Annotated in this window: 18 protein-coding genes and 1 pseudogene; 5 read left to right on the top strand and 14 right to left on the bottom strand. The window is 62.8% G+C overall.

Annotated features, from left to right (window positions below; translation table 11 throughout):
- Positions 1-250: 250 nt before the first annotated feature.
- From ACVILH_RS21455 to ACVILH_RS21400, 12 genes are all read right to left on the bottom strand, one after another.
- Positions 251-1,615 carry an MFS transporter gene (locus ACVILH_RS21455; protein ID WP_456714652.1) on the bottom strand — a complete coding sequence of 455 codons (1,365 nt, stop codon included), beginning with the start codon at positions 1,613-1,615 and terminating at the stop codon, positions 251-253.
- Positions 1,616-1,658: 43 nt separating this feature from the next.
- The gene (locus ACVILH_RS21450; RefSeq protein WP_456714651.1) at positions 1,659-2,186 is read right to left on the bottom strand and encodes a hypothetical protein; all 528 of its coding nucleotides are present in this window, start codon (positions 2,184-2,186) and stop codon (positions 1,659-1,661) included.
- 136 nt (positions 2,187-2,322) lie between these two features.
- Positions 2,323-2,751: a ribbon-helix-helix domain-containing protein gene (locus ACVILH_RS21445; protein WP_456714650.1), complete on the bottom strand. Its 429-nt coding sequence runs from the start codon at positions 2,749-2,751 to the stop codon at positions 2,323-2,325.
- A gap of 10 nt (positions 2,752-2,761) precedes the next feature.
- The gene (locus ACVILH_RS21440; protein ID WP_456714649.1) at positions 2,762-4,750 is read right to left on the bottom strand and encodes a conjugal transfer protein TraG; all 1,989 of its coding nucleotides are present in this window, start codon (positions 4,748-4,750) and stop codon (positions 2,762-2,764) included.
- A 19-nt stretch (positions 4,751-4,769) separates the two neighbouring features.
- The gene (locus tag ACVILH_RS21435; protein ID WP_456714648.1) at positions 4,770-6,530 is read right to left on the bottom strand and encodes a relaxase/mobilization nuclease domain-containing protein; all 1,761 of its coding nucleotides are present in this window, start codon (positions 6,528-6,530) and stop codon (positions 4,770-4,772) included.
- Positions 6,531-6,990: 460 nt separating this feature from the next.
- Positions 6,991-7,506: a S26 family signal peptidase gene (locus ACVILH_RS21430; RefSeq protein ID WP_456714647.1), complete on the bottom strand. Its 516-nt coding sequence runs from the start codon at positions 7,504-7,506 to the stop codon at positions 6,991-6,993.
- Positions 7,503-7,967 (bottom strand): DUF2840 domain-containing protein, encoded by a 465-nt coding sequence (locus tag ACVILH_RS21425; RefSeq protein WP_456714646.1) that lies wholly within the window; start codon positions 7,965-7,967, stop codon positions 7,503-7,505. Before ACVILH_RS21425 ends, ACVILH_RS21430 begins: the two co-directional genes overlap by 4 nt.
- A 292-nt stretch (positions 7,968-8,259) precedes the next feature.
- The gene (locus tag ACVILH_RS21420) at positions 8,260-9,141 is read right to left on the bottom strand and encodes a replication initiator protein A (RefSeq protein ID WP_456717039.1); all 882 of its coding nucleotides are present in this window, start codon (positions 9,139-9,141) and stop codon (positions 8,260-8,262) included.
- A gap of 2 nt (positions 9,142-9,143) precedes the next feature.
- Positions 9,144-9,446, bottom strand: coding sequence for a helix-turn-helix transcriptional regulator (locus ACVILH_RS21415; RefSeq protein ID WP_456714645.1), 303 nt, complete (start codon positions 9,444-9,446; stop codon positions 9,144-9,146).
- Between the two features lie 139 nt (positions 9,447-9,585).
- Positions 9,586-10,107 carry a DUF2285 domain-containing protein gene (locus ACVILH_RS21410; protein WP_456717038.1) on the bottom strand — a complete coding sequence of 174 codons (522 nt, stop codon included), beginning with the start codon at positions 10,105-10,107 and terminating at the stop codon, positions 9,586-9,588.
- 58 nt (positions 10,108-10,165) lie between these two features.
- Positions 10,166-10,354 carry a transcriptional regulator domain-containing protein gene (locus ACVILH_RS21405; protein ID WP_456714644.1) on the bottom strand — a complete coding sequence of 63 codons (189 nt, stop codon included), beginning with the start codon at positions 10,352-10,354 and terminating at the stop codon, positions 10,166-10,168.
- Between the two features lie 167 nt (positions 10,355-10,521).
- A complete protein-coding gene (locus ACVILH_RS21400; protein ID WP_456714643.1) occupies positions 10,522-10,800 on the bottom strand; it encodes a DNA -binding domain-containing protein in 279 nt (92 codons plus the stop codon).
- Positions 10,801-10,977: 177 nt separating this feature from the next.
- On the opposite strand from ACVILH_RS21400, the gene ACVILH_RS21395 reads away from it, so the two are divergent.
- Positions 10,978-11,235, top strand: coding sequence for a helix-turn-helix domain-containing protein (locus ACVILH_RS21395; RefSeq protein WP_456717037.1), 258 nt, complete (start codon positions 10,978-10,980; stop codon positions 11,233-11,235).
- Positions 11,236-11,384: 149 nt separating this feature from the next.
- On the opposite strand, the pseudogene ACVILH_RS21390 reads toward ACVILH_RS21395, so the two are convergent.
- Positions 11,385-11,483: pseudogene (locus ACVILH_RS21390) on the bottom strand (succinate dehydrogenase iron-sulfur subunit); the annotation flags it as partial.
- Between the two features lie 169 nt (positions 11,484-11,652).
- Entirely contained in the window at positions 11,653-12,165 is a 513-nt protein-coding gene (locus ACVILH_RS21385) for a DUF2243 domain-containing protein (RefSeq protein WP_456714642.1), read from the bottom strand.
- 474 nt (positions 12,166-12,639) lie between these two features.
- Between ACVILH_RS21385 and ligD the strand changes: the two genes are divergently transcribed.
- The 4 genes from ligD (at position 12,640) to ACVILH_RS21365 (ending at position 16,767) form a co-directional block, all read left to right on the top strand.
- Entirely contained in the window at positions 12,640-13,560 is a 921-nt protein-coding gene (gene ligD, locus ACVILH_RS21380; RefSeq protein ID WP_456714641.1) for a non-homologous end-joining DNA ligase, read from the top strand.
- The gene (locus ACVILH_RS21375; protein ID WP_456714640.1) at positions 13,560-13,940 is read left to right on the top strand and encodes a hypothetical protein; all 381 of its coding nucleotides are present in this window, start codon (positions 13,560-13,562) and stop codon (positions 13,938-13,940) included. Before ligD ends, ACVILH_RS21375 begins: the two co-directional genes overlap by 1 nt.
- A 241-nt stretch (positions 13,941-14,181) precedes the next feature.
- Positions 14,182-15,627, top strand: a complete 1,446-nt coding sequence (locus ACVILH_RS21370) for a PAS domain-containing protein (RefSeq protein ID WP_456714639.1) — start codon at positions 14,182-14,184, stop codon at positions 15,625-15,627.
- Positions 15,628-15,759: 132 nt separating this feature from the next.
- Positions 15,760-16,767 carry an HWE histidine kinase domain-containing protein gene (locus ACVILH_RS21365; protein WP_456714638.1) on the top strand — a complete coding sequence of 336 codons (1,008 nt, stop codon included), beginning with the start codon at positions 15,760-15,762 and terminating at the stop codon, positions 16,765-16,767.
- Positions 16,768-16,949 lie beyond the last annotated feature (182 nt).

Genomic DNA, 16,949 nt, shown 5'->3' with positions numbered 1-16,949 from the left:
GCACCCACGCTGCGCGAACCGGACGATCAAAGAATGCAGGACCTCAGACCGAGCAAGATCACCCTCGCCGTCTGCGTGCTCTGGCGTAGAAAAGCGTGGACGGTGAGCATGGGGCCCGCCCCCGAAAGTCACCAGGATTGACGGTGCGCATGATGGTCCGACGCACTTCGAGGGTACGGCTGCTCGTCACGCATCACGGCTCTTACTGGATCTCACGTTCAGAGGGTCTGAGGACGTCGGAGCGACTGCCTCACCACTTGCCTTGGGCCGTCGGCTCCTCGATCAGAACAGGGAGTTCGGAGTACGATCCAAAATCGTCAGTGTCCTTATCCAGTGCGAAGCTGAATCGATCGTCTGACTTCCTTGTCGCCTGTCTTCCGCGCGGAATTGTGAACCAAACGAGGGCGGCAGTCTGGAGGGCAACGTTGACGCCAAACGCGACTTGATAAGCGACGGCCGGATAGTGTCCGTCTTGTTGCGCCCAATGCGCCACCAAAAGTCCTGTCCCGTATTGCGCGAGGAACCCCCACCCGAAGTGCACGACGTTCAGAACGCCATTCGCTCGCCCGGCCATCTCCTTGGGAAAGTAGTCCGAGATGATCGCAAAGCTCAGCACGGTTGCCGATCCCACAATGGCGATCATCAACCAGGGGCCGATCGACGGTAGCGGCAGTCGTAACACCAACGCCAACTGCGCCAGGATGAACAGGATCGCCACGAATGCGAGTAATGTCTCGGGCCCGATTCCCTTCCGGCGGGTCCAGCTCGCGAGCAGGCCGAGCAGCCAAGCCCCAAGACTGAGTACGACGGCCGTCGCGCAGAGCGCCGTCACCACCTCCGTCCGTGTCATTCCCTCCACGTCCGTCAGCCAAGCGGGTGCCCAGAGACCTTGCATCGACCAGGCCGATCCGATGCAGGCGCCCGACAGCGGCGCGATCTTCCAGAAGCGTCTGTCGGCCAGAATCTCTCGCAGACCGCCGCCTGCTGCTACGAACGGCGCTTCAACATCGCGCTCCGGAACCAGGAAGAAGATCAGGATCGCCGTGCCTGCCGTGGTCACAGCCAGGATTTCGAATAGATCCCGCCATCCAGTCTTGGCCAGCACCGCTTCCGCCGGCAGCGTGGCGGCAACGGCACCAAGCGCGCCGAGCATGACCATGTATCCGTTCACGAGCGCAACACGCTCCCGCGGGAACCAGAGAACGATCGCCTTCAGGCCTGCGGTGAGAGCCGCTGCGACGCCGAGCCCGATGACCGCGCGCGACATCAGCAGCGAGAGCGGTCCGGTCGAGCGCGCGAACCCGGCTGCGCCCACCGCAGCGACAAGCAGCAGCGCGCTCTGAACCCGTCGCGGACCGTAGCGATCGAGCATCACGCCAACCGGGATCTGTGCCGCCGCGAGCACCAGAAAGTAGACTGCCGTGATCAGGCCGAGATCGGCTGCGTTCAGGTCTAGTTCGGCCGCGAGACGCGCAGAGACGACCCCATTGATCGTCCGGAACAGGTACGAGAGAAAATAGCCTGCCGCGAATGGCATGAAGACCAGAGCCACGACAGCCCAGCCGGCGATGCCGCGGCCGTGATCATTGGCCTCAGCATCCTTCCTCCCGAACATGTAGTCCGGCTCGGCCTCTCGGGGACGGTTGCAGTGAGGCTGCTCAGCGTAGCGATCCCTCCGCAAGGCGAAAGGGATCCTCGCCGCCCTCCCCGGCGGCCGGCACACCCCAGGACACCTCAGTGATTGGCACAGCGGTTCGGCTGTTACTCACGCGACGGGTCGGAGCTCCGAACGGCAATGGCTCGCCATCCTGCTCGGAAGAACGATCCTCCGTTATACGCTCTCGAACCTCCCCTTCACCGCGTCGGGTCTCCGGTGCCTCGCCAAGACGATCCGCCGAAGCTTGGGTGGTCCCGTCGCGCCCGAGCGACGTCAAGGCCAAGTGATAGCGGGCATGAAGACCGACGGTGTCATTCAGCGCCTTCAGCTCCCGCTGAATGCCCTCGAGCTGCTGTTCCAAACCAGCGAGTCGATCCTGTGGCGGCGCTGCACCATCCACCGGCTCGCGGAGGAATCGCTCTAGCGCTTTCTCCACCAGGATCGCGCGGTTCACACATCGCTCGTCTGTTGCACCCTTCAGGCAATCGAGAATCTCACTGGAGAGCTGCAGAGTGATCTTTTTCTTCATCGTTCGGACCCCATTTGGTCCGTCGATAGTCCCCTATTGACTGAATGGCACCTGAGGTGATCGGCCGATCGTGCTCAAGCGCAGGAAAACAAGCTTTAGCGTAGGCTCGCGCCTGGACATCGCCCGAAGCCATCTCTCAATTGCCGGGCTCCTCCGGTGTCTTCCTGACGAAATCCTCCGGGATCTCCCGCAGAAAGCTCTGTCCCTTTTGCAACCGCCGGCCGAGTGCCTCGACGAAGCCTTCGAAGCGCTCACGCCCCTTGAGCTGCGCCGCGGACTGCGCCTCGTTCGGCAGTGGCGGGGTAACCGTCAGCCAGAAGCGGACGAACAGCGCGAGCGTCTCGGCGAGAATGCCGACGTCGCGCTCCAGCCGCTGCATCTGCCGGGTCAGCCGGTCGAGCCTGCGGGTGAAGGCCGCCTCGCGGCGGTCAGCGCCGTCGGGCGACAGGAACGACAGCACGGCAGCCTCCACGATCGCCGAGCGCGACAGCTTCTTGCGAGCGGCGAGCTCTGTGATCTGTTTCAGGAGTTCGGGCGGGAAGTAGACGTTCATGCGATCGCGCATCGGACGATCCTCAGAGACCGAGATCGTCGCCAGGGTCGAGCGCAGCTTGGCGCGCAACACCCACCATCGTCGGATATCGACCACTTCTGGGAAGAGGCGCTTGGTCATCATCATCGAGCACGAGCGAGAACTCGTCGGCTGGGTCCGCTGGCATCGCTTCACTCGCAATCGCGACGTGCTCCGGGAGCTCCGGCTCACGGCGCAAACCACCATTGGCCTGATCCTCGTCAGTCGGCGATCTCGCCTCCGACTTGCCCAGCGCCGGCGCGATCGGTAACAGAGCTGACCAATCGTCTTCCCGCCGCAACGTCTCGGATCGCGCCAGCTCCGATGGCGGCATGATCCGCGAGACAAGCCGCGGGTCCTCGAAATAGCGAACCTTCTTGGCTCGGATCGGCGGTGCGCCCGCGACCATGACAACCTCATCCGCCGGCGGCAGCTGCATTACCTCGCCCGGCGTCAGCAGCGCCCGCGGAGTTTCCTGGCGGGAGACCATGAGGTGGCCGAGCCAAGGCGCCAAGCGATGACCGGCATAGTTCTTCATGGCGCGCATTTCGGTCGCGGTGCCGAGCGCATCCGAGACACGCTTGGCGGTCCGCTCGTCGTTCGTGGCGAAGCTGACCCGAACATGGCAATTGTCCAGGATCGCGTTGTTCGGCCCATAGGCTTTTTCGATCTGATTGAGCGACTGCGCGATCAGAAAGCTCTTGATCCCATAGCCGGCCATGAAGGCGAGCGCCGACTCGAAGAAGTCGAGCCGCCCGAGTGCCGGAAACTCGTCCAGCATCATCAGCAGGCGATGCCGCCGCTCGCGCGCCTGGAGATCCTCGGTCAGACGTCGGCCGATCTGATTGAGCACGAGCCGGATGAGCGGCTTGGTGCGGGAGATGTCGGACGGCGGCACGACCAGGTACAGCGTGGCTGGCTCCTCGGCCGCGATCAGGTCCGCGATGCGCCAATCGCAGCGGCCGGTGACTTCAGCCACGACTGGATCGCGATAAAGACCTAGGAACGACATCGCGGTCGAGAGCACGCCCGATCGTTCGTTCTCGGATTTGTTCAGGAGCTCGCGTGCGGTCGACGCGACAACAGGATGCGGCCCCTCCTCGCCCAGATGGGGCGTCGCCATCATGGCCGTCAGCGTGGTCTCGATCGGACGCTTCGGATCGGACAAGAAGGCTGCGACGCCGGCCAATGTCTTGTCGGGCTCGGCGTAGAGCACGTGCAGGATGGCGCCGACCAGCAGTGAATGGCTGGTCTTTTCCCAATGGTTGCGTTTGTCGAGCGAGCCTTCGGGGTCGACCAGCACGTCCGCGACGTTCTGCACGTCACGGACTTCGAACGCCCCGCGCCTGACCTCGAGCAGCGGATTATAGGCGGACGCCTTTGGATTGGTAGGATCGAACAGCAGCACCCGGCCGTGCCGCGCGCGGAAGCCGGCCGTCAGCTGCCAGTTCTCGCCCTTGATGTCATGGACAATGGCTGATCCCGACCAGGTCAGAAGCGAGGGCACCACGAGACCCACACCCTTGCCGGAGCGGGTCGGCGCAAAGCAGAGCACGTGTTCGGGTCCGTTGTGACGCAGATAGCGCGCCCCAAGCCGTCCCAGCACGACACCGTCATCACCGAGCAGCCCCGCCTTCTCGACCTCCACCGGCTCAGCCCAACGTGCAGAGCCGTAGGTCGCGACGATCCTCGCCTCGCGCGCCCGCCACAACGACATGCCGATGGCGGCTGCAACGGCCAGCAGGCTCCCCAGTGCCGCGATCGCCGCCCCCTCAGTGAACACCGCCGGCGCGTAAGCGTCATAGACGAACCACCACCAGAAGAACGCCGGCGGCCAATAGACCGGCCATCCCGCAAGGGTGAACCACGGCGGTCCTAATCGAGCCTGAAATGCAAGCCGCCACGCCGTCCATTCAGTCGCGCCCCAGACCGCGAGCAGGACGATCAACGAGACGACAAGGACTTGGCCCCACAGGATCCTGGTTGCCGGCATGTACGCTCTCCCGATTGAACTAGAGGCCGAGGTCACGCTTGCGACCGAGCTGCCATTCGATGCCGCCGGCCTTGGCGAGGCCCGTGACGGACTTGCCGAGCCGCTGGTCCATCTCGCGTGACCACGGCACGAGGTGGAAGCCGAGACCATTGTCGATCAGGGCGAAGCGTCCGGAGGTGAGCGCGAGCCGCTGACGGTAGGTGCCGGCAACCGCCATGCCAGGCTCCACCGGCAGATGCGGGAGCTTGAGCTCGGCCGCCATCCTGGCGCCGACGGCCTCGAGCTCCCGCTGCCGCAGCGTCTTCAAGAGATCCCGCTGGACGACGATCCGCTGGCCATCACGCCGGGCCAGTCCTTGGCTCACGAGATGCTCGGCCCTGGCACGGAGTGCGTCCCTGGCCTCGGCACCAAAGCCGCCATGGGCCAGCGGCATGGGCTCGCGCTCGACCAGCCGGTGGTCGAGCCAGGTCGCGCCCTCGGCCCCGACTTGGTCGGCGAGGCCGAGATCGGACCGCTTCGCCAACACCAGCGTTGGCCGGACCTCGTCGGATCCGCCGAAGCAGCGAACCTCCACGATGCCGCCGACCGGCGGCGCTTGTGCAAAGGCTTTGAGCCCTCGGAAGCGGACATGGTGCGCCCGACCATCGACGCCGTCGATCACGGCATAAGCTTCGCCCGTCAGTTCGTCATGCAGCCCGCGATCGACCAACCGGCCGACGATCGGCGAGGCAGCCTCAAAACCATCGATAGCGTAGTCCGCAACAGTCCGCTCTTCGCCGAGGTCAGCGAACGCCCGATGCATGGTCTTGATGATGTCATCACGCGTGCTGAGCTCCCGGAGCTTCCGCTCGGCCCCGAGCTCAATCATCCACTCGTTCGGGCCGGCCGCAGTCGCGAGCCCCAAGCGCTCGAGATATTGTAGACGCCCGCGCATCAGTCCGACGACCTGCCGATCCGGCAGACCTGGCGCATCTTGACGAAGATCGATGGCGCCGACCTCGTCGGCCGCCATCCGGATCTCGCCGTCAAGCCGGGTCCACCGATCGGCCGTGATCTCCTTCTCCAACGCGCTGCGGATCTCGTGCTCCGGCTTCGGACCGAGCTCGAGCCCAACCAGCTCCTCAGCCCTAGCGCGCAGGCCACGGCTGATGTAGTCGCGGGAGATCACGAGATCGGCGCCCGTCTCGTCGACGCCGCGGACGAGGACATGGACGTGTGGATTATCCGTGTTCCAATGGTCGACAGCGATCCACTCCAATCGCGTCGAGAGATCGGCCTCCATCTGCCGCATCAGATCGCGGGTGAAGGCCCTGAGGTCCACCATGTCGGCGGCATCCTCCGGCGAGACGATGAAGCGGAAATGATGCCGGTCACCCCTGCCCCGCGCTTCGAAGCCAGCCTCATCGGCCTGATCGCCAGTTGCATCGAACATCCGCGCCGGCTGGCCATCACGCGTGACCCCGTCCCGCTTCAGGTAAGCAAGGTGGGTTGCCAGAGGCGCTGACCGAAACGCGCGCCCCTTGTGTCTGGCGATGCGCGCCTTGACCGTGACCCGGCGGGCCGGAGCGAACAGGCGCTCTCGACTGAAGCTGACCCGCCCCCTTCCGAACGTCGAATGAGCCCGCGCCGCGTAGCGTCCATTCACCACTGAAAGCGGCGGCATGTGCCCCGCTGCATTTGCCGCCCGCAGCACGCGACTGATGAAGCTCTTCGCCTTGGCGCTCCGTCCCTGACGAATGCGCCCCGGTCGAATGCGAAACTCGCGCTCGCTCGTGGTCATGCGCGGCGCCCGGGGGCAGCCGGAAAAGCTACAGTGCCGAAAACAACATTGATCTCGTTACTAAAAGTCCAAAGCGCGGCACGCGCTCCGACCGACCGGCACGGTTGAACACAAGCCATATCAATGGCTTGTCGTTCAACCGGCGAGCCGCTTTTATCTTGCCCTGGAATGTCGCCCTCTTCCGCCCCGCTTCCTTCCCGGCAATCTGCTCGTACGACCGCGGTCTCCTTCGCAGGTTCGGCTACTCCAGAGCACTCTCGGCGGTCCTGAACGAGACGGAGAACGGACATCGCGAGATTGCGTCGCTCGACGGCAGCAAAATCAACTCCACATGCAACAACCCGCTCAACTTCGCAGACGAAAGATCGAGTCTTCAACGCGCGCATGGCTCGCATTCGAGCGCCGTCGCTTTGTATCAGATCGCACCCGTGTTTTGCAGTTCGGCTGCAGATCGAGCGCATCATGACGGCTCCCTGGTCCACAAGGGAGCGGCGCGTCCGATGACATCCGACATCGCCGTTAAACCAAAATATCGGCCGTCCAACGAGCTGTCCGACTGCCAATTCATCAGGAAAATCTGCCCGTCGCCGACGGCGCGACATCCCTGCCAATCCGGCAGCGGACGACCACGGTGATCGTTCGGTCGCGCGGCGCCAACTTCAACGCCATCCACGATGATCAGGAGTTCGCGGCGACAGACGTTTTGGCCGGGAAGGGCAAGGATCCGCTTGAGCATCGGCAGGCCGACCGGCAAGTAGCCGCTGGCGGCGAGGAACGACGCCAGCTGCGCTTGAGGCCTCACGACCACCAGCTCGGTGACGTACCAGTCTCTGACCGGATGCACGGCATAGAGCCCGATGGGCACGCTTTCCGAGGCATTCCAGATCAAGCGCGGCCGCAGATCGAGCGCGCTCGGTCCGAGCAAAAGCGCAACGCCTGAGAACATCGCGACGACGAGGGGCAAGCGCCGTCTCATAGCATGATGCTCCGGCGATGCAGCCAGGCGCGGTGCCGCAGCAGCGTGTAGGGCCGCGGTGGCTCATTCGCCGTGAAGCGGTTCTGGACGTGCCACCAATGATCCGGTGCGACATCCGCTGGATCGATGCCGAGCGCCTCGATCGCATCGATGTGCTGCAGCACGCGTTCGACCTTCGGCCAGCCGAAAACCTGCAGCAGAATGGCTGCTCCAGGGCCGACGAAGGGTACTGTGGCGCACGCCTCCCCTGGGTAAACAGCCTGCAGAATGTCGATCCGCGACAGCACCGTGCCGTAGTCATTCGACGACCAGCGGACGAACGCAAACACGCTGCCGGGCGTGAATGAGACGACGCGGCGGAAGTGATCGAGCCGCAACTCTTGCACGGTTCGGCCGAAACGGATGCGGTTCTCGATTCTACCCTGCAGCCACAGCAGCTGGACGCACGTCAGCTCGCTCATCTGATCATCTCTCGTTTGGACAGGATTGGGAGGCACTAGGGGGCCCGGCACGAGCGCACAGAAGGCTGCTCGAGCATCCCCGAGGACCGCCCACGCAAACGTGGCGGGCGTCCGACGGGGCGGCACTGACGGTGCCCGTTAGACAAAATCCGAAGGATTTTGCAGTTAGGTAAGTTAAGGGGCCGAAAAGCTGAACCGACAGAGCGGGTTAAGACCGATTTCGGTCCCCGATAGCACGAGGATCCGGTCCCCGATGGCACGAGTCTTCCGGTCCCCGATAGCACGAGACAATTCACAGCTTGTCCCCCGCAACGCTCGATGAGGGATGCTTGGCGAAGCGGCGCGCGACAGGGTCCGTGACGGCGGCTGTAAAGTTCAGCCGCTCCGTTCCGTTCGGATCGCGCGTGAGCACGAGCTCGTAGCCCGGCAATGTCTGGCGGCGGACAATTTCGCGCAGGTCGTAGGCAAAATGTTTGAGCGGCGAGAGGCTACCGGACTTGGCGTGGAGATAGCCGAGATCGAAGCTCCAGCCGCCGTCCTGATGACCGCCATGCTTGCGCACGAGACGATAAAGCCAGCGCTCCAAGCCGCCCGTCAGTGCGAAATAATCGCGGTCGATCGTCAGCACAAGCGCAGCATCGACGACGCCCGAATAGAACCAATCCGGCAGGATCAGCTGCAATCCCGATGGCTTTCCGTGTGCATCCGCCGTCTCCTTCCACTCGTTGATCCAGGAGAAGCGGTGCCGTCGGCGCTCGGTCGGCTGGCGGATCGAGGTCAGCACAGTTGTCGATTGCAGACGGTCGAGCCCTGCCTTCAGACGGTCGTAATCGCGCACGCCCGTACCGCGTCCGACGAACGTCAGGATCTCATACGGCGTGGCCGCCATCAGGCGCGACGTCTTCAGTCCGGCGTCACGTGCTTCGACGATCTGCGACGCGGCCCAGATCAGAACATCCGCATCCCAGATGGTCGCCATGCCGTGCTCGGGGACGGCCTCGACCCGGATCGCGACGGTCCCGGCGCGGAAGTCGATCGGCACCACACGCTTGGTTTTGGCCAGCGAGAAGAACGGATAGGCCATCAGATCCTGCGCATCGCGTGGCGCGAGATCGCCCGGCAGCGCGCGAAACAGATCGAGCTGGGCGCGCTCGGACTTGCGCAAATGACGCATCGTCACGCCCGCACAGTCCGCTGCGCGCGGCGCTCTTTGCCCGCATAGGGGATGAGACCGGCATGCCGCTTGGCCGGCAGGACCGTCCCCTGCCCGGGATCGGCGGTCGACGTTTTCGTGCCGCGATCAACCCAGGCTTTGAGGTCATCGATCGCATAGACGACGCGGCCGCCGATCTTGCGATAGGTCGGGCCAGTCCCGTAGGTTCGGTGCTTCTCGAGCGTGCGGCCGGACAGGCCGAGATAACGCGCAGCCTCGGGTGTGCGAAGAAAGCGCGGCGGAAGACCGGCCAAGGAATCGGACATCTGGCAACCTCCAGGACAGACCTGCGCGCTTCCTCGTAGTGCAGCGCGTTGCCGGTCAGCATGGAGGCGTAGGCCCGCGAAGGGGGAGGCCGCAGATCGAGGTGGCCGTTTCCGGCCACCTCCCTTCGAATGCGAGAAGCTATTCGTCCTTACGCGGCGGTCGCAGGAGTTGCCGATATCCCCCGCGGATCAAGGACAGGCCGTCCTCGACCAAACGTCGGGTTTGACTGCGCACTTCGCTCGTCTTCCAAGCCCGGGCAGGAATGCGCGCTGCGCCGAACAGCACTTCTGCAATCGTTCGATGACGATGACCCTGCTGCCAGCCGTCGAGCGCGCGCAAGATCAGCACCAGGCGCCTGCGGCGCTGCTCCGTTAAGCCGTCCGAGGCGGGCCCAAGCGGCTGCGCCCGCAGGGCACGCCAGAGACGCTCGGCAGCCTCGTTGCGCATCTTGAAGTCGCGATCGTACGGCAGCATTACCGCGTAGGACACCGAGCTCAACGGCCGCCTGCGCACCCAGACGCGGTGTTGGCTCGCGCCGATTTGCACGACGACATGCCAACCATCTGTCGCGCGGCGCAGCTGGTCCGGCGCGAACGACGGCAGCTTTACGATCGGCGCGACGACCGGCACGCGCGTGCCGATCTCGACAAGCGCAAGCACAGTGGACAACCGCTCAGGCGCCCAGAACACCGACTGGGCATCGAAAGACAGCCTTGGATCAGCGGCGAAATATCAACCCCCAGTGCTTCCGGAAGTTGGCGGGCGCGCTGCGCTCAGGATGAGTGACCGCCGAGAATTGCGCACGATAGTTCGGAGAGCGGCGAACACACTCCCAAGCGAAGCCTGGGCGGTCGGCGCGATGAATGTTCGCGTAGGCCTTGGGTGCGCGCCAATCGAATTCCGACATCGTGCTGTCCTCATCAGGTTAGGACTGCAACGCAATAGACCAATGATGGCGCCATTTAAGATTGTTGAAGAGATTCTCGACTCGTGCAGGTACATGGATGCGGATGACTGCCACAACCAACTACACGATTGCTTGAAGCGATCGAGTTCCGTCCTGGTTGCACAACTTCAGGTCTCAGGAGGACTACGTAGGAAGCCGTCGTAGCCTTCCTCAGACAACCACTTTGCCCGCGCGAGATGGCTGTCGAACGCGCGGCGCGCACGTTCGGGTTCGCGGACCGGATCAATGTGCAGAACGATCTGGGCAACCTCTTCCCACTCCGCGCCGGCGGCCTCGGCATCAAGAAGACGCAGATACGTAACGAGGTGCTCCTCGTCATACGGCGTCAGAACGGAATCGCTCGGAGCCGTATCGGCAACGTCAGGATCAAGCGGGGGAAAGGACATCGGTCAGAAACCCACAAAGGCAAACACTACGCTCGAGATCGGCCGGGGACAGAGACGGAAGCAGCCTTACAGAAGACCTAGATCAGGCACCATTAGCCAACGTAATCAATCGCTTGGTCCCAATTTGTAGAAAATACTCCGTGGTGAAATACTCGACAAGCCTGTGCTGTCTTGGAGATGAACATCCGAGACGTCTTGGCCGCCAACTTGAAGCGCTTGCGCCGAACCAAGGGCGTTTCGCAGGAAGAACTTGCCCACCGCGCCGATATCGATCGGACCTATATCAGCATGGTCGAGAGACGCCGCAATGCCGCTTCGATCGACGTGCTCGCCGCACTCGCGGCGGGCCTCGGCGTCGAGCCGGCAGACCTGTTGAAGCCGACGCCGCCGGCAGAGGATCTCAACAAGAAGGGGCGACGTATCAAAAGCCGATAATGCCAAAGCGTGCTCAAAATTTGGCAGTCGGACTCCCGCGCCACCCGCCTGGTGGTCCTCTCCCAGCTCCCAAAAGGTCGCCAGCCGAACTGCAGGAGGGGGGACATGAGGAATTCCATTAACGTGACCGAGACCTCGGTACGCGCCAGCCGATAGATGCGAAACTCGCGCAACGTGACGCTTTTCGGCTTCGGCCAGGACTTGCCTTCGCGGAGGGCGGAGTTCTTCGGTAGTCTGAATTCGGCCATCACAGGTCCTTTCGACCTTGCAGGTCGTCCCGCTGGTCCTCGTCAGAAGCATCGCAGTTGCAGCCAATCCTCCACGCTGAGCCCGAACAGGAGCGGCCGCCAGACCGGCGCCGTTGCGGCGACACTCAGCAGGCCAAAAGCGACATACGCCGCCCATGGCGGGATGCCTTCAAACCGCACGGTCGCGGAGCGGTGCATGTGCCGCCTCCCGGATGCCGACGCGTGTGATCACCCAACCCGCGGCAAGCATCGCCGCTCCCCAGATCAAGAAGCCCATGTCCCACACGCCGCGCTGCGCGGCGGGAGCGACCTCGTTGACGTGGTGAAGTCCGAGCCATTCGTGATCGACGAGACCTTCGAGCAGATTGAACAGGCCCCAGCCAAGCAGCAGCGTGCCGACCAGTTGCCGGTTCGACCAGCGCAAATGGCGCCGATGGGCCGACCTCCAGAGCACGTAGAGGCCGGCGACGACGAACAGATACGTTCCCGCATGGAAGATTCCGTCCCAGATCGTATTCAGCTGCAGGTTCTCGATGGTCGTCGGCGGATACCAGCTGCTCACCATGTGGTGCCATTGCAGCAGCTGATGCAGTACAATGCCATCGAAGAAGCCGCCGAGCCCGAGACCGAACAGGAGCCCCGCAGCAATCGGAAAGCCGGGTCTTTGGACGTGGTCGACCATTCCGTTGACTTCCTCGGAGCGCCGCGAAGCTCGCGGGTGAGCCACCAACAGCCGCTTTCGGGCCGCGTTCCTACACCAGTGGTTCTGCAAGTTCGCTGCTGGGATATTCTATGTTAACTTTGGAGGCGCCCAGCCGGCGCCTCCCCGCTTCCCAATCCCCTGAGCCAGACAGCGAGAGCCGTCGACACGTCGGCCCACGGCGCCCCGCCCCGGCCACGCTCCGTTCCATGCCGGGGGCTCATCAAGCAGAACGAGACTGATCGGCAAGAGCGTGTGCGAGGTGGAACCATGCGCGGCAGGAAAGTAACCCCGAGTTCGACCATCCGCGATCGGCGGAGGCGGCTGGCCGGCCGTTGATCTGGACCGGTCAACTGAGACTCGAGGAGCCGCCAGCACATCCAAACTCACGTCGCCCATCGCCGGAACCAAAGTCGCCGAAAAGACTCGAATCGCTTGTTTGCGTGGAGTTGTTCAGTGGCGTTGCAACGTCGCCGACGCAGTGCGGCCGGCCCAAAATTACCCGACCCCGGCTTCATCGAGCCCGCTCTTGCGAGTACCGTCGACCGCGTGCCGAGCGGAGCGCGATGGATCCACGAGATCAAGTTTGACGGGTATCGCGTCCAGGTTCATTTGGGGAGCAACGACGTCAAGGTCTTTACGCGCCGCGGCTACGACTGGACGCCCCGCTTCCGCAAGATCGCCCGCGAGGCCGCCGAGATCAAAACGCATTCGGCCATCATCGATGGCGAGGTCGTCGTGCCCCAAGCAAACGGCGCCACGGACTTCTCCGTTCTGCAGAATGAACTCAAAGGCCGCTCCCAGAAGATCGTCCTGGTCGCCTTCGACCTGCTCTATCTCGATGGCCACGATGTGCGCCATTTGCCACTGACGGAGCGCAAAACCAGACTCAAGAAGCTCATCGCCGGCAGCAGGCTCCAGTTCAGCGAAAGCTTCGCTATCCACGGCCGCGAGATGTTCAGCCACGCGTGCAAGGTTGGTCTGGAGGGTGTCGTGTCCAAGGTGGCGGACAGTCGCTACGTTTCGGGCCGCAACAATGATTGGGTCAAGAAGACCTGCGCACAACGGGAGACCTTACCCATAGCCGGCTTCTCGCTCGACGGGGACGCCTGGGACGGCATCTATGTCGGCCGTTACAAGAACGGTGACCTGGTCTATGCCGGCAAGGTCGATCACGGCTTCGATCGCAACTCGGCCGATGAGCTCCGCACCCGCCTCACGCCGCTGATCCGCAAGACACAGCCCTATTCCAAGCGGATCGCCCACCGCGGGGTGTGGGTCGAGCCGGAGCTGCTGGCGGAAATCGAGTACCGCACGAAATCGGCAGAAGGAAAGGTCAGACACCCGTTTTTCAAGGGGCTCCGGGAGGATCTTTGATGGCGAGCTATCGGCGATCGATGAAGCCCAAGGGGTCGATGAGCGTCCCGGAGCTGCGCTATGCGATCTACGGAAACGTCCATCCGCAATATCCAGAAACAGACGGTGAGGCCATTACTGACGTCGCACCGATGCCGCCCGCCCAGCGTCCGCAAGACCCTTACCTTGACGGCCGGGATATGCGTTTCAACGGCTACAAGATCAGGACGCTCGAGCAAGGCGGGGAGTATCCGGACACAATGCCTCAGGTCATCGAGGCCATCGATGCTGACGGGCGAACCGCGCTGTACGTGCCTCTTTCAGAGGACGGGAAGGTCATCCGGATCGCAGGATTTTTAGAAGCACTCAAGACATGCGGACAAATAGCCGACCAAACATGAAGGCCTGGCAAGAGAGCTCCGGAAGGATAAGCAACACACAAGCGTCTTATGAGTTAAGGGGACGCCACTTCGTTGCTCTAAGCGGATAATCGACGATTCTCAGACGACATGAAGATATCAAGCCCTGGCCGTACACAGTGGCCTACGGTCGTAACCCCTTTCGTCTGCAACATCTTTAGAATAGCGGTATTTCCAAGAATTGCTAGTATTCCCACTCGTGTAATTCTTCAGGAGAGTTCCCTTGAGTGCCGGCGATGTTCCGAGCGATACAGCGCGCCATCATCCTGATCACGAATTGCTTTCTGCGGGGCTCAGAGAAATCGAGACGATCTATGCGTCCGCACGCGTCGGCCTGTGCGTGCTCGACCGCGACCTGCGCTATCGTCGCGTCAACGGTCGGCTTGCCGAGATGAATGGGATTCCGGCTATGGGTCACATCGGCAAGACAGTTCGCGAGATCGTGCCGACGCTTGCGGACGAAGTCGAGCGCATCGCCAGTCGGATCTTCGAGACCGGGGAGCCTGTCATTGACCTCGAGATTTCGGGCGCAACACCAGCGCAACCCGACGTCGAACGTCACTGGATCGAGCAGTGGTTGCCGCTACGTAGCCCATCGGGCGAAATCGTCGGGGTCAACGTCGCGGTCGAGGAGGTCACCGCGCGCAGGCGCGCCGAGGCAGCACTCAAGGAGCGCGAAGCGCTTCTGTCGACGATGTTCAACAGTCTGCCGGTGGCAGTCGCCCAGTTCGGTTTACGCGGCGAGGTCATTCTAGCGAACGCCGAGATGCGCCGCTACATCCCGACGAGCTTGATGCCGTCCCGAGATCCGGCGCGACTGATACGCTGGCGGGCACAGCATCCAGACGGCACGCCGTTGCAGCCCCACGAGTTTCCCGGCGAACGCGCCCTGCGCGGAGAACGTATCGTTCCCGGTATAGACATGGTCTACACGGACGATGACGGTCGAGAGACCTGGACGAATGTCGCCTGCGTCGCCGTCCGCGACACAGACGGGCGCATCGTTGGGGCTTTTGCTGTCGTTGCCGACATCACAGAACGCAAGGCGGCCGAGCAACGGGAGCGGCTGCTGATGCACGAAGTCAACCACCGCGCCAAAAATCTGCTCAGCGTGGTCCAAGCCATCGCGCGACGAACAGCTGCCGATAACCCGAAGGACTTAGTGGACCGCCTCACCGACCGGCTCCAAGCGCTCTCCGCGAGCCAAGACGTCCTGGTCAAGAACGGCTGGCGGAAGGTGCCAATCGAGGAACTGGTGCGCGCTCACCTTGGCCACTTCGCCGATCTGATGCGCGATCGCATCCGCTTATCCGGCCCTCCTATCGAGATCAGCGCGACCGCGGCACAAGCGCTCGGTATGGCGCTCCATGAGCTCGCTACGAACGCCGCCAAGTATGGCGCCCTATCGTGCGAAGCGGGTCGTGTCGATGTCTCCTGGAGATTGGCAACCGAGGGCAGCGCTTCAAAGTTCATTCTGGTCTGGACGGAAGCCGGCGGCCCGCCGGTGTCGAAGCCTACATCGCACGGCTTCGGGTCCGTCATGACTGGCAGCATGCTGAAGGCCAATATCGGCGGCGAAGTGGAGGCTCATTTTGCTGCTGGCGGGCTGGTTTGGAGCGTCTCCTGCCCAGTGACGAGGGTGCTCGAGGACGTGTCGATCAAAACGTAAATTCAGCCCTCTACGTCGGGCACGCTCTTGCCAGTAGCTGCAACTTGAAAGAAACTTGCCCCTGTACTTTAGGGCGGGAGGTGCCCCCACGCGCCTCCTTCAAACGGATGTTTGTGTATTCGAGTCGCGGCAATGAACCTCGAAGATCTGTATCGGCTTCTCCGAACCAGCCATGTTCAGGCGCAAGGCATTGTCGATACGATCGACGATTCGCTTCTCGTCCTTGACGAAAGCGGCGTCGTGATCGAGGCCAACCGCGCCTTCTTCGCCACGTTTCTCGCCGAGCGAGACGATACGATCGGCGTGCCTCTCGACCGCCTCGGCAACGGCCAGTGGAATATTCCCGAACTCAAGCGCTTGATCGCGGAGGTCATCCCCAGATCCGCTGCGGTGATCGACTATGAGGTTACCCACGACTTCCCGGCCATTGGCCGGCGCACCTTCTTGATCACAGCGAGGCGCCTGTCCAAGCCGGACAACAACAGTACGCATCTTGTCATTGTCTTCACGGACGTGACCGACAGGCGCGCTAAGGAGCATGAGAGCTCTCTGCTATATTCAGAGATCCGCCACCGGCTCGTCAATCTCCTGGGAGTTGTGCAGGCGATCGCAAACCAGATCGAGACGAAAGACAGGTCTGCCGAGGACTACAAGGCAACATTCCTGACCCGCTTTAACGCCCTGGCCAAGGCCCAGTCGATGATGGCCGCTGGCAGCTCATCGATCGATTTAGCCAATCTGGTGCCACAGGTGTTATCATCGTTGAGAGCCGAGCAGCTCATCTTGTCCGGTGGACCGCCCTATTCATTGCCGTACAATCAGGTGGTTCCATTCGCGATGATCCTGAGTGAACTCGCGACCAACAGCCTCAAATATGGGGCACTAGCTCAACGCCGTGGCACCGTCGAGGTGAGCTGGCAAATTACTTCAGACAGCTGCAAGCGCCCTTGTCTTTGCTTCGTATGGCAAGAGGCGTGCCCTGAGCCGATCCCCTCACGAACCCGGACGGGGACGGGAACGACGATCATCGCGGAAATGGCCAAGTTCAGCTTGCACGGCAATGCCGAACTCAACTTCAAGCAGGACGGCCTTCGAGCAACGCTCCAGATCCCGCTCGCGAAGCCTCCTGAGGCCGGCTGAGGAGCTTGCGGGCGACGATCGTGCGCAAGGCAGCTTCCATGCCCCCACATAAGCGAGCGACACTAATGTTTTCCGCTGACCTGATGCCGCACAATACTGGCAGCCCCTTCAGCTTTTCAACCGTCATATGCTGATCGCGTGTTGCGACAAGTCAGCTCTGCCCTCGAATGGCGAGCGACGGC

It is taken from the genome of Bradyrhizobium sp. USDA 4353, from assembly GCF_054063215.1.
The sequence above is the reverse complement of the archived record's forward strand: the minus strand, read 5'-3'. Positions and strand labels throughout refer to the sequence as shown.

What these genes read in the sequence shown, in the direction of transcription:
- ACVILH_RS21455 (WP_456714652.1), bottom strand. Translation starts at nt 1,615, where the DNA reads ATGTTCGGGAGGAAGGATGCTGAGGCCAATGATCACGGCCGCGGCATC.
- ACVILH_RS21450 (WP_456714651.1), bottom strand. Translation starts at nt 2,186, where the DNA reads ATGAAGAAAAAGATCACTCTGCAGCTCTCCAGTGAGATTCTCGATTGC.
- ACVILH_RS21445 (WP_456714650.1), bottom strand. Translation starts at nt 2,751, where the DNA reads ATGCGCGATCGCATGAACGTCTACTTCCCGCCCGAACTCCTGAAACAG.
- ACVILH_RS21440 (WP_456714649.1), bottom strand. Translation starts at nt 4,750, where the DNA reads ATGCCGGCAACCAGGATCCTGTGGGGCCAAGTCCTTGTCGTCTCGTTG.
- ACVILH_RS21435 (WP_456714648.1), bottom strand. Translation starts at nt 6,530, where the DNA reads ATGACCACGAGCGAGCGCGAGTTTCGCATTCGACCGGGGCGCATTCGT.
- ACVILH_RS21430 (WP_456714647.1), bottom strand. Translation starts at nt 7,506, where the DNA reads ATGAGACGGCGCTTGCCCCTCGTCGTCGCGATGTTCTCAGGCGTTGCG.
- ACVILH_RS21425 (WP_456714646.1), bottom strand. Translation starts at nt 7,967, where the DNA reads ATGAGCGAGCTGACGTGCGTCCAGCTGCTGTGGCTGCAGGGTAGAATC.
- ACVILH_RS21420 (WP_456717039.1), bottom strand. Translation starts at nt 9,141, where the DNA reads ATGCGTCATTTGCGCAAGTCCGAGCGCGCCCAGCTCGATCTGTTTCGC.
- ACVILH_RS21415 (WP_456714645.1), bottom strand. Translation starts at nt 9,446, where the DNA reads ATGTCCGATTCCTTGGCCGGTCTTCCGCCGCGCTTTCTTCGCACACCC.
- ACVILH_RS21405 (WP_456714644.1), bottom strand. Translation starts at nt 10,354, where the DNA reads ATGTCGGAATTCGATTGGCGCGCACCCAAGGCCTACGCGAACATTCAT.
- ACVILH_RS21400 (WP_456714643.1), bottom strand. Translation starts at nt 10,800, where the DNA reads ATGTCCTTTCCCCCGCTTGATCCTGACGTTGCCGATACGGCTCCGAGC.
- ACVILH_RS21395 (WP_456717037.1), top strand. Translation starts at nt 10,978, where the DNA reads ATGAACATCCGAGACGTCTTGGCCGCCAACTTGAAGCGCTTGCGCCGA.
- ACVILH_RS21385 (WP_456714642.1), bottom strand. Translation starts at nt 12,165, where the DNA reads ATGGTCGACCACGTCCAAAGACCCGGCTTTCCGATTGCTGCGGGGCTC.
- ACVILH_RS21375 (WP_456714640.1), top strand. Translation starts at nt 13,560, where the DNA reads ATGGCGAGCTATCGGCGATCGATGAAGCCCAAGGGGTCGATGAGCGTC.
- ACVILH_RS21365 (WP_456714638.1), top strand. Translation starts at nt 15,760, where the DNA reads ATGAACCTCGAAGATCTGTATCGGCTTCTCCGAACCAGCCATGTTCAG.